We start from the raw sequence: 13231 nt of genomic DNA, 5'->3' as shown, positions 1-13231 counted from the left end.
TGGATGGAAATAGACAATGAGGGGCGGTGCTGGAAAACACCCGAAGTTCGCCGCCATCACTCCTCTTCCACTCGTCCGGGATATGCTTCCAGTGCCTTTTTCAATACGACCAGAGCACGCTGCAGGTCTTCACGTTTCAGCACATAAGCGATACGTACCTGGTTGCGGCCGGCACCGGGAGTTGTGTAAAATCCGCTGGCCGGTGCCATCATGACCGTCTCCCCCTCGTAGCAGAACTCGTCGAGACACCAGCGGCAGAACTTTTCCGAGTCGTCGACAGGGAGCTTTGCTACGGTATAGAATGCACCCATGGGGATGGGGGAGTAGACGCCGGGAATGCGGTTCAGTCCGTCGATCAGACATTTGCGACGGTCGACGTACTCATCATAGATGTCACGGTAGTAGGACTCCGGCGCATCGAGACTTGCCTCGGCGACAATCTGACCGATCAGGGGCGGGGAGAGGCGGGCCTGACAGAACTTCATCACCGCCTTCCGTATTTCCTCGTTCTTCGTGATCAGTGCGCCGATGCGGATGCCGCACTCACTGTATCGCTTTGATACGGAATCAATCAGTACGGTGTTGTCCTCTATGCCCTGCAGGTGCATGGCAGAGATGTAGGGCGATCCCGTGTAGATGTATTCACGGTAGACCTCATCGGAAAACAGATAAAGGTCGTATTTCTTCACAAGGTCACGGATCTGGTTCATTTCCCTCCGGGTGTAAAGATAGCCTGTCGGATTGTTCGGATTGCAGATCATGATGGCGCGTGTCCGTTCGTTGATCAGCTCTTCGAACTTTTCTACCTTGGGCAGAGCGAAGCCTTCCTCTATGGAGGTTGCGATGGTCTTGATCTTTGCACCTGCCGAGATGGCAAATGCCATATAGTTGGCGTATGCCGGTTCCGGAACGATGATCTCGTCGCCTGGATTCAGGCATGCCATGAACGAAAACAACACGGCTTCTGACCCACCGGCGGTAATGATGATGTCGTCCGGCGTGACGTTGATGTTGAATTTCTTATAGAATCCGCAGAGCTTCTCCCTATAGGAAAGAAAGCCTTGCGAGGGTGAATACTCCAGCAGCCTGCGGTCAATTTTCTTCAGGGCATCCAGTCCGCATTGTGGTGTGGGGAGATCTGGCTGACCGATATTCAAATGGTAGACTTTTATACCACGGCTCTTTGCCGCAACGCCAAGCGGAGCCAGCTTTCTTATAGGCGACTCCGGCATTTCAAGGCCACGAACTGATATTTCCGGCATAATAACTTTGTTTGTTCTCCTGATAGCAGGAGAGAGTAGCAGGAGATGACTCCTGTATTCTTTACTTATGATGCAAAGTTAGACATTTTTTTTATTTTAACCGCACATTTAGATGATTAACGCAGATTTTTTACTACTTTTGCACAGCTGTAAAAACCGCCTTTTGCGTTTCTCTTCGTATGTTTCTGATGAAGGGGGACAGGGCTTAAAAACTGAAAGACAAATATGAGAAGTAGAACAAGCACGTGGTTTGAGACAAGGGTAAGATATGACAAGACCATGGAAGACGGTCAGAACAAGAAGGTCATAGAACAGTATGTGGTTGATGCCCTCAGCTTCTCCGAGGCTGAAGAACTCATCACGGAGGAGATGTCGCATTATGTGAGTGGCGAGTTTGATGTGAAGGCAATTGCTCCGGCAGTCTATGGCGAGATTTTCTTCAGTGATGTTGACACCGATGACAAGTGGTTCAAGGCAAGGCTTTCGTTTATCACGATTGACGAGAAGACCGAGAAGGAAAGGCGTTCTTCCGTGACCTATCTCGTTCAGGCACATTCTGTGAACGGCGCTGTCAAGCACGTGGATGAGGTCATGAAGTCGACCATGATAGACTATGAGATTGCCGCCATTACCGAAACAAAGATCATGGATGTCTTTGAACATCGTGCCGGCGGAAAGGGCGGTGCAGAGGAAAAACCGGAGTTCGAGCAGTAACCGGTCGTAACGATAAAGGAAAGGAGCTTACGATTATGTATGATGTAGCAAAGAATTTACGCGAAGTGCTTGGGAGTCTTCCTGATGGTGTGAGGTTGGTTGCCATCAGCAAGTTCCATCCTGTCGAATATATCGAGGCTGCCTACCGTGAGGGCCAGCGTGTCTTCGGCGAGAGCCAGGAACAGGAGCTTGCACGGAAGGTGGAGAGTCTGCCGAAGGACATCGAGTGGCATTTCATCGGTCATCTCCAGACGAACAAGGTAAAGTATATCGCTCCTTACATTTCGATGATAGAGGCCGTTGATTCACTGAAGCTGTTGAAGGAGATCAACAAACAGGCGGCCAGGTACGGCCGCGTCATCAATGTCCTGCTGGAGTTGCATATTGCAGAAGAGGAGAGCAAGTATGGCTTCACCCCTGCCGCCTGCCGTGAACTGTTGGAAAACGGTGAATGGAAGGAACTTCGTAATGTACACATCTCGGGGCTGATGATGATGGCTTCGAATGTGGACGACCGCAGTCAGATCAGAGGGGAGATGACCTTGGCAGCTGACCTTTTCGATGAGCTGAAGGCAAGATTCTTTGCGGATGATCCGGCGTTCAAAGAGCGTTCATGGGGCATGAGCCATGATTATGAGATTGCCGTGGAATGCCGTTCCACCATGGTCCGCGTCGGTACAGCCATCTTCGGTCCTCGTGTCTATTAGTCTCTGTTCCTTATTTCTTCTGTGAGTTGGGTATCCGGACCGGACTTATCACTGGGACGCATACCGGTGTGAAGGGGCATTCGTATATGTCCCGGTATTTTCCGGACTTATTCTGCAGGACTGTAGAATCTGAGTAGCCCGAGGATTTCGGAATTTTCAGCCTTCGATCCTATGGTAATCCGCAGGCAGTCTTCGCATAATGCTTCCTGGGAACAGTCATATACGCAGATGCCCTTTTCGGCAAGATAGCCGTACACGTTCCGGGCATTTTTCATCCGTGCCAGAAAGAAGTTGGCACTGGAGGGATAAACATTCTCGCAGCAGTTCAGACTTTCGAATGCTTTCATCACACGCTGCCGTTCCAGCAGGATTATCTTTGTCCAATCTTCTATGTCATAACGGTGACGGAGCAAGTCAATCGCACACTCCTGTGCCATCCGGCTGATGTTGTGAGGCGGTTTCACTTTGTTGAACAAGTCGATGACTGCATTCTGTGCGAATGCCATGCCCAGCCGCACGGCAGCTCCGCCCCACGCCTTTGAAAACGTATTGAGGACTATCAGGTTGGGGAATTCGGCCAGCCGTATGCGGAAGGGATTTCGGCGGGAGAAGTCGGAGTAGGCTTCGTCGATGATTACCATGCCGTGGAATGTCCTTAACACCTTTTCTACTTCTTCCGTGTCAAGTGTATTCCCGCTCGGTGTATTGGGCGAGCAGAGCCATACCAGCTTCGTATGTCCGTTACAGGCCTTGAGCAGTTGTGAAGCATCCAGCTGGAAATCGTCGGATAACGGAACAGGCCGGTATTCAATGTCATTGACAGCTGCGAACTGTCTGTACAGTCGGCAGGTGGGGTCTATGGCTACGACATTGTCGATTCGCGGCTGGCAGAAGATGCGGTAACATAAATCTATGGCTTCCGTGGACCCGTTGCCGAGGAAAATCTCATTATCCGCAACCCTTTTCAGCTTTGCGAGCTGCGCCTTGAGTTCACGTTGGCAATCGGATGGGTAGCGATTGAAGGGCTTGTTGTACGGATTCTCATTGGCATCAAGGGCTATGCGGCAAGGTTGTCCGTCGGTTTCGCTTTCAGCATGGAAACCGGTGGACAGCTTCAGGATGTTCGGTCTGACTAATCTCTGTAAATCTATCATACACAACTTTTGAGGGTTATTTAAGGAAAGGTGTCATGGTGCCCGGTGTTTATCCTTGTCTTCTTCTGAACTCTGCACAGACAATGGATGTGGCAACAGCGACATTCAGAGATTCTGCCGCCTCTCGTCCGGCATGGTAATTCGGAATCAACAGTTTGCGGTTGATCTTCGTCCTGAGCAACGGAGTTATTCCGTTTCCTTCGTTCCCCATTACAATCATGCCGTGTGCCGTGAGGGGTTGTGCATAGAGGTTTTTCCCGTCAAGGAGGGTGGCATAGACCGGATAGTCGATCGGCAGATTATCTATCAGCAGGTTCAGATCCAGGTAGTGCAGCTTCACTCTTGCGATGCTTCCCATCGTAGCCTGTACCACTTTCGGATTCCAGCAGTCTGCCGTCTCATGGGAGCAGAATATGTCATCAATCCCAAACCAGTCGGCTATCCGGATAATCGTTCCAAGGTTGCCGGGATCCTGCACACTGTCGAGAGCAAGTACGAGCTGCCCCTCAATATGTTCATGGAATGTTTTGGAGTAATCCTTGGAGGTCTCATCAGCTTCTTCCGGCATTTTGAAGATGCCCAATACCGATTGTGGATGCTTGAGAAAAGAAACCTTCCTGATATCCTCGATATCCTCCAGGACCTCTTCTGCTAAGAATCCTCCGTGTAGCAGATCGCTGACAACTTTCGGCCCTTCTGCTACAAACAGTCCAGCCTTCTCCCTGCCTTTCTTGGTCTCGAGAGAACGAATCAGTTTTGTTCTATTCTTTGATATCACTTCGCAAATTTACAAAAAACTATCCATCCACCGCCTGTTACTCTCAACTTTTTAGTAACTTTGCATGAGTTAGCTGCATCCGGCAGGACGAAGGCGGGTCCTCTTCTGTGTCCTGTCTGCATAGTTTTTGCATAAGATCATACAGATTATCCATGTTGTTTTCAAGATTATATAAGGTTGCCGCACTGTTTCTTTCATGCCTGTCAACACTTGTCATCATAGCGTGTTCATCAGGCAGTCTGGTTCCGGAGGGGAAGTATCTTCTGGATAAGGTCGAACTGCGTTCTGACCGTAAGGACATCAATTCCTCGCTTTTAATGCAGTATGTACGCCAGAAAGGCAACTCCCGGTGGTTCTCACTTTTCAAGATTCCATTGGGGACATACGTCATGGCAGGGAAGGACACCACGAAGTGGATCAACCGGACATTGCGCAGGATGGGCGAGGAGCCTGTGGTGTATGACACGCTCCAGGCACGGCTTTCGTGTGAGGACTTGAAAGTCGCCATGCAGAATATGGGCTACATGAAAGCCTCTGTCGAACTTGACAGGAAAATCAAAGGGAAAAAACTTACCGCCATCTACCGGCTTCATCCGGGAGAACCTTATATCATCGACCATTTCAATTATGATATAGAAGACTCCGTTGTGAGAAAGGTGCTTGCGCCCCATCTTTCGTCAGACACGGAGCGTCCGCACCAGTTTACTGTTACCTCTCTGGACGATGAACGCAAAAGGCTTACGCATATCCTCAATGACTCCGGCTACTATCGATTCCATAAGGATTTCATCTATTATACAGCTGATTCCACCCAAGGCAGACAGCATGTAAGTGTGACGCTGCATCTGATGAAATATGTTGAAAGCAGCAGTGCCAGGCCGACGCTTCACCCACGCTACATCATCAACAAGGTCAACTTCATTCCAGGCGATTCCACGGGCTTCCATCTCCGTAGGAGTGTGCTTGAAGACAACACGCTGATTGAAAAAGGAAAGTATTTCTCTGCGACGGACCTGCAGAAGACTTACAATAACTTCTCGCGCCTCGGTGCAGTGCGTTACACGGGCATCAACTTCCGGGAGACGCCCCGCTTCGACAGTCTGGTTATCGGCAGGTCGTTTGCCTATACGACCTCCTCGACACATTATCTGGATGCCGACATCCAGGTTTCCAACAACAAGCCCAACACCATTTCTTTCCAGCCGGAGGGGACGAATACGGCCGGAGACCTGGGGGCGGCGGCCGTGCTGTCTTACCAGAACCGCAATCTCTTCCGGGGGAGTGAACATTTAAGTGTGGAGCTTCGGGCCGCCTTCGAGGCCATCAAAGGGCTGGAAGGCTACAAGAACAGTGACTACGAAGAGTACAGCGTGCAGGCACGTCTGCAGTTCCCGCGCTTCCTGGCTCCGTTCATATCAAGGGATTTCAGGCGGAGAAGTACTGCCGCCTCGGAGGTTTCTGTGGGCTGGAATCTGCAGAACCGTCCGGAATTCTACCGCAGGATATTCTCTTCAGCATGGAAATACCATTGGGCAGATCCTGTCCATCATCTTACCTACGACTTCGACCTCCTCGACCTAAGCTATATCTACATGCCGTGGATCAGTGACACCTTCAAGCGCGACTATCTGGACAATGCTACGACACGCAACGCCATTCTGCGGTATAATTACCAGGATCTGTTCATCATGCGCACGGGCTTCGGACTGCATTACAGCAGTTCAAGCCATGCCTTCAGGGCATGGGCTGAACTGGCCGGGAATGTCTTGAACGGATTGGGCAGTGTGTTCAAGTTCAAGGAGAACAGTCAGGGCAAGCGGACACTGTTCAACATAGCCTATGCACAATATGCGAAGTTCGACTTTGACTACACGCAGATACTCCACTTCGACGACCGCAACTCCCTGGCTTTGCATGGTGGTATCGGCATTGCTTTCCCCTATGGGAACAGTACGGTCTTACCCTTTGAGAAACGCTATTTCTCGGGCGGCGCCAATTCTGTCCGGGGCTGGAGTGTAAGGGAACTGGGACCAGGAAAGTTCCGTGGTGTTGACGGAAGGATAGACTTCATCAACCAGACGGGTGACATGAAACTTGATCTCAATGCAGAATACCGCACGCATCTCTTCTGGAAACTTGACGGTGCAGTCTTTGTCGATGCGGGAAACATCTGGACGCTCCGTAATTATGCGGAGCAGCCGGGAGGCCAGTTCCATTTCAAGGACTTCTACAAGCAGCTGGCTGTGGCATACGGACTGGGACTGCGTTTGAACTTCAATTACTTCATCCTTCGTTTCGACGGCGGTATGAAAGCTGTCAATCCGGCCTATGCCAGTACGGAAGAGCATTATGCCCTGTGGCATCCGAATATGAAGCGAGACTTTACTTTCCATTTTGCCGTCGGACTTCCTTTCTGAGACCGCCAGGCCCGTTATATTTAATTATTCATAAAATAAATGTGAAACTTTCGGCAAATGTTACCAACGGTTTTGCCTATCAAAAATCTTTTATTACATTTGCCTAAAATAATAAGATAATGCTGAAATTTCTATCTTTCGGCAGTGGTAGTAGCGGTAATTGCTATCTTCTCTATACAGGCACCGACTGTCTGATGATTGACTGCGGTGTCGGTATTCGCTCTCTAAAGAAACATTTCCACAACTACGGTCTGCAATTGAGCATGGTCCACAATGTGCTTATCACCCATGACCATGCTGACCATGTGAAATCGGTCGGTTCCATCAGCGGCGACCTGCATCTGCCGGTATATACTACGGAAGATGTCCATCGGGGCATCAGCCGGAACTGGTGTGTGAGACGGAAAATCGACAGCCAGTTGGCAAAGAATCTGGTAAAGGGTAAGGAAATCATGATCGGGGCATTCCGTGTGACTCCTTTCGGTGTTCCGCACGACAGCACAGACTGTGTGGGCTACTCTATAGAGTGCGGTGGCATCCGTTTCACCTTGGTGACCGATTGCGGCCACATCACAGAAGACATCGCCCATTATATTTCCATCTCAAATTATCTTGTGATTGAAGCCAATCATGAACCGGAGAAACTGGAAGCAGGCCCTTATCCACGCCATCTGAAGAAACGTATCAGCGGCCCCGACGGACACCTGAGCAATGAAGCCTGTGCGAAGGCACTTGTGGAGAATGCCTCCCCGGCTCTGCGCTATGTGTGGCTGTGCCATCTGAGTGATGAAAACAATCATCCGGAACTGGCGAAGAAGACGATAGAGGCGGTGCTGCGTGACAGTGGCATCATTGCCGGGAAAGACTTCATGCTTGACGTGCTGAAACGCAAGATACCGAGCGAGGTGTTTGAACTCTGAACACCCGGACAGCGTGTGCGAAAAGATGGATGAGACCGCTAAAAACCGCCTTCCTGTTCCTGCCGGACAAACATGGCAGCTGCTGTCCGGTATGCAGCAGATACCGGGAGATGACATTTTTTAACGGTTTTAGCTTGTAATTATTGCAGAATACTTATAACTTTGCGTCCGATAAATAATCAAAGGTAATATTTAACATCATAAACATCAAAAACATTATGAAGAAATACGAATGTGAAACCTGCGGGTATATCTATGACCCGGAGGTAGGCGATCCAGACGGCGGCATTGAGCCGGGTACGGCTTTTGAGGATATCCCAGATGATTGGGTCTGCCCTCTGTGCGGTGTAGGAAAGGATGATTTCAAGCCCGTTGACGAATAATCAGATTTAGATTTCAGAACATAGAAGTCTGCTCAGGATTCTGGGCAGACTTTTTCTTTTGGCATATATGCTCTGTTTTTAGACGGCTCTTTGTGTTTAATCAATAAAAAGCCTTATCTTTGCAGTGCTATAAAATTTGTAAGACAACAGCTATGACCGACGTGAAAGTTAAAGACAGCGATATACGCAAAGCCGCAGAAGAGGGGATGGACAGCTTTGTCCAGGTTTTCATTGATGCCATCAGTAGTGCAATAGGCAACAGTCTGACACTGGAGACCATGCAGCAGCTTACTGCTGACCAGATTACATTACTGGCGTGGAGCTATCTTCACCAGGAGGTGATGGAGGGCGGCTACATCCAGTTGATTTACAATGGCTATGGAACTTTTATCTTCAGGAATCCTTTTGCCGTTGCCATGCGTAACTGGGGACTGCGGGAGCTGTATGTACACATCCGCCATGCAAAGAAGTATTACGAGAAGTATCACGAGGCGATAGAGGCAGTAGTCTCCGACAGCGACTTCATGGCTCTGTACGAGCAGATGCCCGAGTTCGATGATTTTGATGATGCGTTCATCGTCAACGAAGAGCAATGGACGGCAATGATTGCGGCTTATATTGACGACCATATTGAGAATTTTGCAACGATTGAAGAATGAACAAGGAACAACAAGAGAGAAGGAGGAAATCGCCTGTACAGATAAGGAACAAGAAAGCCTCGTTCGAGTATTTCTTTGTCGATACTTTTACGGCGGGTATTGTCCTTACCGGTACAGAGATAAAGTCGATCCGTGCAGGGAAGGCTTCGCTGGTCGATTCTTTCTGCTATATCAACAAAGGAGAAATGTGGGTGCAGGGAATGAACATTTCTCCTTATTTCTACGGGTCGTACGCCAATCATGAAGCCAGGCGTCCCCGTAAACTGCTGCTGACACGCAAGGAGATACGCAACCTTGAGGCAGAATCGAAGACCCCGGGCTTCACCATCATCCCGACGTTGATTTTCATAGACGAACATGGGCGTGCCAAGGTGGATATTGCACTGGCACGAGGCAAGAAAGAGTATGACAAGCGACAGACGTTGAAGGAAAAGGAAGACCGGCGGGAAATGGACCGTGCAAGGAAACATTATTAAAGAAGACCGATGGGTTTACGGGATAACATCAAGGAAAATTTCTGGATCCGGACGGTGTCATGGGTATTGCAATCCGAGGTTACAGCCTGGCCACAGCCGAAGTCTTCCTAACCGTCTGGGAACGGGATTCCCAGGCATTGGGAACAGAGGTCCCGACTGTTGGGAACACTGTTCCCAGACGGTTGGGAACTTTCTGCGATCTGCTTAAGAAATGTCAGAATATGTCGTTCCTTGTATCCAATCGCCCTCTGTAACGCTTCGCAGCTCTGTAAAGGACAGTTTCATACAGCATTGTCTCTGGGCGGTCATGTCAGTCGGCCCGATCAATGCCCTGTACAAGAAAAGGGCTTGATTTATTTTGTATTGTCTTTTAATTATCGTAATTTTGCAGAACGAATATATAGGTATTATGCAGTTGAAAAAGAAAAGGTGGCACTGTCTTCCAGGGCAGGAGCCTACCGATATGGATCTGAAGATAATGGCTCTCGAAAAGAAGGGCAAACTGGTTCCGACACGCGACCTTATCAAGACGCCGGAGCAGATTGAAGGCATCCGCAAGAGCGGAGTGGTAAATACGGGCTGTCTGGATGCCGTTGCCGAAGCTATCCACGTAGGGATGAACACACAGGAGATTGACGATATCTGTATGCAATACTGCAAGGACCACAATGCGGTTCCTGCCTGCCTGAATTATGAAGGATACCCGAAAAGCGTCTGCACGAGCATCAACGAAGTGGTATGCCACGGTATTCCCAAGACGGAGGATGTGCTTCAGGAAGGTGATATCATCAATGTTGACATGACGACGATAGTTGACGGCTACTATGCTGATGCAAGCCGTATGTTCATCGTCGGCGGAAAAACGACCCCGGAGAAAGAACGGCTGGTACGTGTTGCCAGAGAGTGCCTCGACCTGGGAGCTGAGGCTGCAAAGCCGTACTCCTATGTCGGAGACATCGGCCATGCCGTCCAGAAGCATGCGGAGAAGAACGGCTACGGTGTCGTACGTGATCTCTGCGGTCATGGTGTCGGCCTCGATTTCCACGAACAGCCCGATGTGGTCCATTATGGTCACAAGGGAACGGGCATGCTGCTGGTGCCGGGGATGGTGTTTACCATTGAACCGATGATCAACATGGGAACCTGGAAGGTGTTCATCGATGCCGACGATCCCTACGGATGGGAAGTCATCACCGCCGACGAACTTCCGTCGGCCCAGTGGGAACATACTTTCGTTATGACGGAACATGGGGTGGAAATCCTGACGCATTAGCGAGAAGGGGCGGGGCTGCACGAGTCATGTGGTCCGGCTCTGCCACCATCAGATCAATGACGACAATGGAAAAGAAAGATATTTACATATTAGGTATAGAGAGCAGCTGTGACGATACCAGTGCGGCTGTACTGAAGAATAATGTCATTCAGAGCAATGTGACGGCCTCGCAGGATGTACACAAGGCTTATGGCGGTGTCGTCCCCGAACTTGCATCAAGGGCACACCAGCAGAATGTAGTACCTGTGGTTGACCAGGCTCTGAAACGTGCAGGCATCGCAAAGGAACAGCTTTCGGCCGTCGCCTTCACACGCGGGCCGGGACTGATGGGCAGTCTGCTGGTCGGTGTCAATTTCGCCAAGGGTTTTGCACGTTCGCTGAACATACCCATGATCGAGGTAAACCATCTGCAGGGACACGTCATGGCCCATTTCATCAAGGAAAGCGAAGACGACAGCCATATGCCGCCGTTCCCTTTCATCTGCCTGCTGGTTTCCGGCGGTAATTCCCAGATTGTAAAGGTAAATGCCTATAACGACATGGAAGTACTCGGCCAGACAATCGACGATGCGGCCGGTGAAGCGATTGACAAGTGCTCGAAAGTCATGGGGCTGGGCTATCCGGGTGGTCCTGTTATCGACAGGCTCGCACGGCAGGGGAATCCGCTGGCCTATAAGTTTGCCGAGCCGAATGTCGCCGGCTTCGATTATTCCTTTTCAGGTCTCAAGACTTCGTTCTTGTACAACATGAGGAAATGGGTACAGGACGATCCCGATTTCATCGAGCATCACAAGGAAGACATCGCAGCCAGTCTGGAACATGCCATCGTGGACATTCTCATGAAGAAACTGCGCATGGCCGTCAAGCAGACGGGTATCAGGCATGTAGCCGTTGCCGGCGGCGTTTCTGCCAACAATGGTCTGCGCAATGCCTTCCGTGACCATGCCGGGCGTTATGGCTGGACGATTTACATTCCGAAGTTCAGTTATACGACCGACAATGCTGCGATGATAGCCTGCGTCGGGACATTCAAATACAGGGACGGGGATTTCACGCAGATGGACATTCCTGTCTTCAGCAAGGTAACTTTCGAGTAACAACATACAGTCACTCCTTTATAAAAATTGAATTATGGATTTTGAAAGTAAGATTATATCCCGCCAGATAGGCGACATCCTCTATGCCTCAGGACTGACAATCGGTACAGCCGAAAGCTGTACGGGAGGACGCATCAGCGAGGCGATCATCGCCATTCCGGGCTCTTCCGATTATTATAAGGGCGGTATTGTCGCCTATACCGATGAGGTAAAGGTGAAACTTCTCGGCGTATCCAGCGAAGTGCTCGAGGAGCAGACAGCCGTTTCCGAAGAAGTCGCACGCGAGATGGTCCTTGGCACCCTCAATGCCATCGGCGTGGATTTCGCCATCGCCTCGACAGGTTATGCCGGTCCCGGCGGCGGAACAAAAGAGGCTCCCGTCGGCACAATCTGGCTGGCTTACGGCAACAGGGAAGAGGTGAGGACATTCAAACTGACCGAGGACTTCGGCCGGGACATCAACCTCGCCATTGCCACCAACAAAGCCATCCGACTGATGCTTGATTTCCTGAAAGACATGGACATAAAATCAGAATGAACCTGCAAAAAAGATTAAAATAAGCAATTATCATAGAGAAAGTTTTGTCTATTTGAAATCTTTTTGTAATTTTGCACCCTGTTTGGAATAGGTATCAATTAACGAATCACAAAACAAAGATAGAAATGTCTAAGATTTGTCAAATCACAGGAAAGAAGGCACAGATCGGTTGTAATGTGTCTCACTCAAAGCACCGCACAAAGAGAAGCTTTGATGTAAACCTCTTCAGCAAAAAATTCTACTACGTAGAAGAGGGCTGCTGGATTGAGCTGAAGATCAGTGCTGCTGGTCTTCGTCTTATTAATAAGATGGGTCTTGATGCAGCGCTCAAGCAGGCTGTTTCCAAGGGCTATGTTGACTGGAAGGACATTAAGGTAATAGGAGACTAAATATCATGGCAAAGAAAGCTAAAGGAAACAGAGTCCAGGTTATCTTGGAATGTACCGAGATGAAGAACAGCGGACTGGCTGGTACAAGCCGTTACGTGACTACAAAGAATCGTAAGAATACTCCTGAGCGTCTTGAGCTCATGAAGTACAATCCTGTTCTCAAGAAGATGACTCTTCACAAGGAGATCAAGTAAGCTCGCTCACAAAAGAGTATAGTTAATAGTTAAAAAAGACAGACCATGGCAAAGAAAGCGGTCGCTACCCTCCATGAAGGTTCATCGGATGGTCGCGCATATTCAAAGGTTATCAAGATGGTAAGAAGCCCCAAGACCGGTGCTTATATTTTCGATGAGCAGATGGTTCCCAATGAGGCCGTCAAGGATTTCTTTAAGAATTGATTTCGATAGAGATAAAATAAAAGAAGCTGTAGGCATATTGTCTACAGTTTTTTTATGCCTGTACGG

Annotated in this window: 16 protein-coding genes; 13 read left to right on the top strand and 3 right to left on the bottom strand. The window is 49.5% G+C overall.

The window, feature by feature from the left end; all coding sequences use genetic code 11:
* Positions 1-56: 56 nt before the first annotated feature.
* Positions 57-1262 (bottom strand): pyridoxal phosphate-dependent aminotransferase, encoded by a 1206-nt coding sequence (locus DYH27_RS11690; protein ID WP_025067597.1) that lies wholly within the window; start codon positions 1260-1262, stop codon positions 57-59.
* Positions 1263-1487: 225 nt separating this feature from the next.
* Between DYH27_RS11690 and DYH27_RS11685 the strand changes: the two genes are divergently transcribed.
* Both DYH27_RS11685 and DYH27_RS11680 read left to right on the top strand, forming a co-directional pair.
* Positions 1488-1976 carry a DUF4494 domain-containing protein gene (locus DYH27_RS11685; RefSeq protein ID WP_013672093.1) on the top strand — a complete coding sequence of 163 codons (489 nt, stop codon included), beginning with the start codon at positions 1488-1490 and terminating at the stop codon, positions 1974-1976.
* A 35-nt stretch (positions 1977-2011) separates the two neighbouring features.
* The gene (locus DYH27_RS11680; protein ID WP_025067596.1) at positions 2012-2683 is read left to right on the top strand and encodes a YggS family pyridoxal phosphate-dependent enzyme; all 672 of its coding nucleotides are present in this window, start codon (positions 2012-2014) and stop codon (positions 2681-2683) included.
* A gap of 107 nt (positions 2684-2790) precedes the next feature.
* Here the strand turns inward: DYH27_RS11680 and hisC are convergent, their stop codons facing one another.
* Both hisC and DYH27_RS11670 read right to left on the bottom strand, forming a co-directional pair.
* Positions 2791-3837: a histidinol-phosphate transaminase gene (hisC, locus tag DYH27_RS11675; RefSeq protein ID WP_025067595.1), complete on the bottom strand. Its 1047-nt coding sequence runs from the start codon at positions 3835-3837 to the stop codon at positions 2791-2793.
* A 49-nt stretch (positions 3838-3886) separates the two neighbouring features.
* Positions 3887-4615 (bottom strand): RNA methyltransferase, encoded by a 729-nt coding sequence (locus tag DYH27_RS11670; protein WP_025067594.1) that lies wholly within the window; start codon positions 4613-4615, stop codon positions 3887-3889.
* 152 nt (positions 4616-4767) lie between these two features.
* Between DYH27_RS11670 and tamL the strand changes: the two genes are divergently transcribed.
* The 11 genes from tamL (at position 4768) to DYH27_RS11615 (ending at position 13165) form a co-directional block, all read left to right on the top strand.
* Positions 4768-7032: a translocation and assembly module lipoprotein TamL gene (gene tamL / locus DYH27_RS11665; RefSeq protein ID WP_025067593.1), complete on the top strand. Its 2265-nt coding sequence runs from the start codon at positions 4768-4770 to the stop codon at positions 7030-7032.
* Between the two features lie 119 nt (positions 7033-7151).
* Positions 7152-7952 (top strand): MBL fold metallo-hydrolase, encoded by an 801-nt coding sequence (locus DYH27_RS11660; RefSeq protein WP_025067592.1) that lies wholly within the window; start codon positions 7152-7154, stop codon positions 7950-7952.
* 218 nt (positions 7953-8170) lie between these two features.
* Positions 8171-8335: a rubredoxin gene (gene rd, locus DYH27_RS11655; protein ID WP_004353445.1), complete on the top strand. Its 165-nt coding sequence runs from the start codon at positions 8171-8173 to the stop codon at positions 8333-8335.
* A 152-nt stretch (positions 8336-8487) separates the two neighbouring features.
* Complete coding sequence (locus DYH27_RS11650) at positions 8488-8994, top strand: DMP19 family protein (RefSeq protein WP_025067591.1); 507 nt, start codon at positions 8488-8490, stop codon at positions 8992-8994.
* Positions 8991-9470: an SsrA-binding protein SmpB gene (gene smpB, locus DYH27_RS11645; protein WP_013672099.1), complete on the top strand. Its 480-nt coding sequence runs from the start codon at positions 8991-8993 to the stop codon at positions 9468-9470. Before DYH27_RS11650 ends, smpB begins: the two co-directional genes overlap by 4 nt.
* Before the next feature lie 409 nt (positions 9471-9879).
* The gene (gene map, locus DYH27_RS11640; protein ID WP_025067590.1) at positions 9880-10743 is read left to right on the top strand and encodes a type I methionyl aminopeptidase; all 864 of its coding nucleotides are present in this window, start codon (positions 9880-9882) and stop codon (positions 10741-10743) included.
* Between the two features lie 65 nt (positions 10744-10808).
* Entirely contained in the window at positions 10809-11840 is a 1032-nt protein-coding gene (tsaD, locus tag DYH27_RS11635; protein WP_025067589.1) for a tRNA (adenosine(37)-N6)-threonylcarbamoyltransferase complex transferase subunit TsaD, read from the top strand.
* 34 nt (positions 11841-11874) lie between these two features.
* Complete coding sequence (locus tag DYH27_RS11630) at positions 11875-12378, top strand: CinA family protein (protein WP_004353449.1); 504 nt, start codon at positions 11875-11877, stop codon at positions 12376-12378.
* Positions 12379-12503: 125 nt separating this feature from the next.
* Complete coding sequence (rpmB, locus tag DYH27_RS11625) at positions 12504-12767, top strand: 50S ribosomal protein L28 (RefSeq protein WP_004353458.1); 264 nt, start codon at positions 12504-12506, stop codon at positions 12765-12767.
* A 5-nt stretch (positions 12768-12772) separates the two neighbouring features.
* Complete coding sequence (rpmG, locus tag DYH27_RS11620) at positions 12773-12961, top strand: 50S ribosomal protein L33 (RefSeq protein WP_004353469.1); 189 nt, start codon at positions 12773-12775, stop codon at positions 12959-12961.
* Between the two features lie 45 nt (positions 12962-13006).
* Positions 13007-13165, top strand: a complete 159-nt coding sequence (locus DYH27_RS11615; protein ID WP_004353501.1) for a DUF4295 domain-containing protein — start codon at positions 13007-13009, stop codon at positions 13163-13165.
* The last annotated feature ends 66 nt before the right edge of the window (positions 13166-13231 follow it).

Origin of the sequence: Prevotella denticola, assembly GCF_900454835.1 — a bacterium.
GTDB classification, from domain to species: Bacteria; Bacteroidota; Bacteroidia; order Bacteroidales; family Bacteroidaceae; genus Prevotella; species Prevotella denticola.
This window is presented reverse-complemented; position numbering and strand designations above follow the sequence as displayed.

Coding starts and splice junctions, on each gene's coding strand:
- DYH27_RS11690 (WP_025067597.1), bottom strand. CDS start 1,262: ATGCCGGAAATATCAGTTCGTGGCCTTGAAATGCCGGAGTCGCCTATA.
- DYH27_RS11685 (WP_013672093.1), top strand. CDS start 1,488: ATGAGAAGTAGAACAAGCACGTGGTTTGAGACAAGGGTAAGATATGAC.
- DYH27_RS11680 (WP_025067596.1), top strand. CDS start 2,012: ATGTATGATGTAGCAAAGAATTTACGCGAAGTGCTTGGGAGTCTTCCT.
- hisC (WP_025067595.1), bottom strand. CDS start 3,837: ATGATAGATTTACAGAGATTAGTCAGACCGAACATCCTGAAGCTGTCC.
- tamL (WP_025067593.1), top strand. CDS start 4,768: ATGTTGTTTTCAAGATTATATAAGGTTGCCGCACTGTTTCTTTCATGC.
- DYH27_RS11660 (WP_025067592.1), top strand. CDS start 7,152: ATGCTGAAATTTCTATCTTTCGGCAGTGGTAGTAGCGGTAATTGCTAT.
- rd (WP_004353445.1), top strand. CDS start 8,171: ATGAAGAAATACGAATGTGAAACCTGCGGGTATATCTATGACCCGGAG.
- DYH27_RS11650 (WP_025067591.1), top strand. CDS start 8,488: ATGACCGACGTGAAAGTTAAAGACAGCGATATACGCAAAGCCGCAGAA.
- smpB (WP_013672099.1), top strand. CDS start 8,991: ATGAACAAGGAACAACAAGAGAGAAGGAGGAAATCGCCTGTACAGATA.
- map (WP_025067590.1), top strand. CDS start 9,880: ATGCAGTTGAAAAAGAAAAGGTGGCACTGTCTTCCAGGGCAGGAGCCT.
- tsaD (WP_025067589.1), top strand. CDS start 10,809: ATGGAAAAGAAAGATATTTACATATTAGGTATAGAGAGCAGCTGTGAC.
- DYH27_RS11630 (WP_004353449.1), top strand. CDS start 11,875: ATGGATTTTGAAAGTAAGATTATATCCCGCCAGATAGGCGACATCCTC.
- rpmB (WP_004353458.1), top strand. CDS start 12,504: ATGTCTAAGATTTGTCAAATCACAGGAAAGAAGGCACAGATCGGTTGT.
- rpmG (WP_004353469.1), top strand. CDS start 12,773: ATGGCAAAGAAAGCTAAAGGAAACAGAGTCCAGGTTATCTTGGAATGT.
- DYH27_RS11615 (WP_004353501.1), top strand. CDS start 13,007: ATGGCAAAGAAAGCGGTCGCTACCCTCCATGAAGGTTCATCGGATGGT.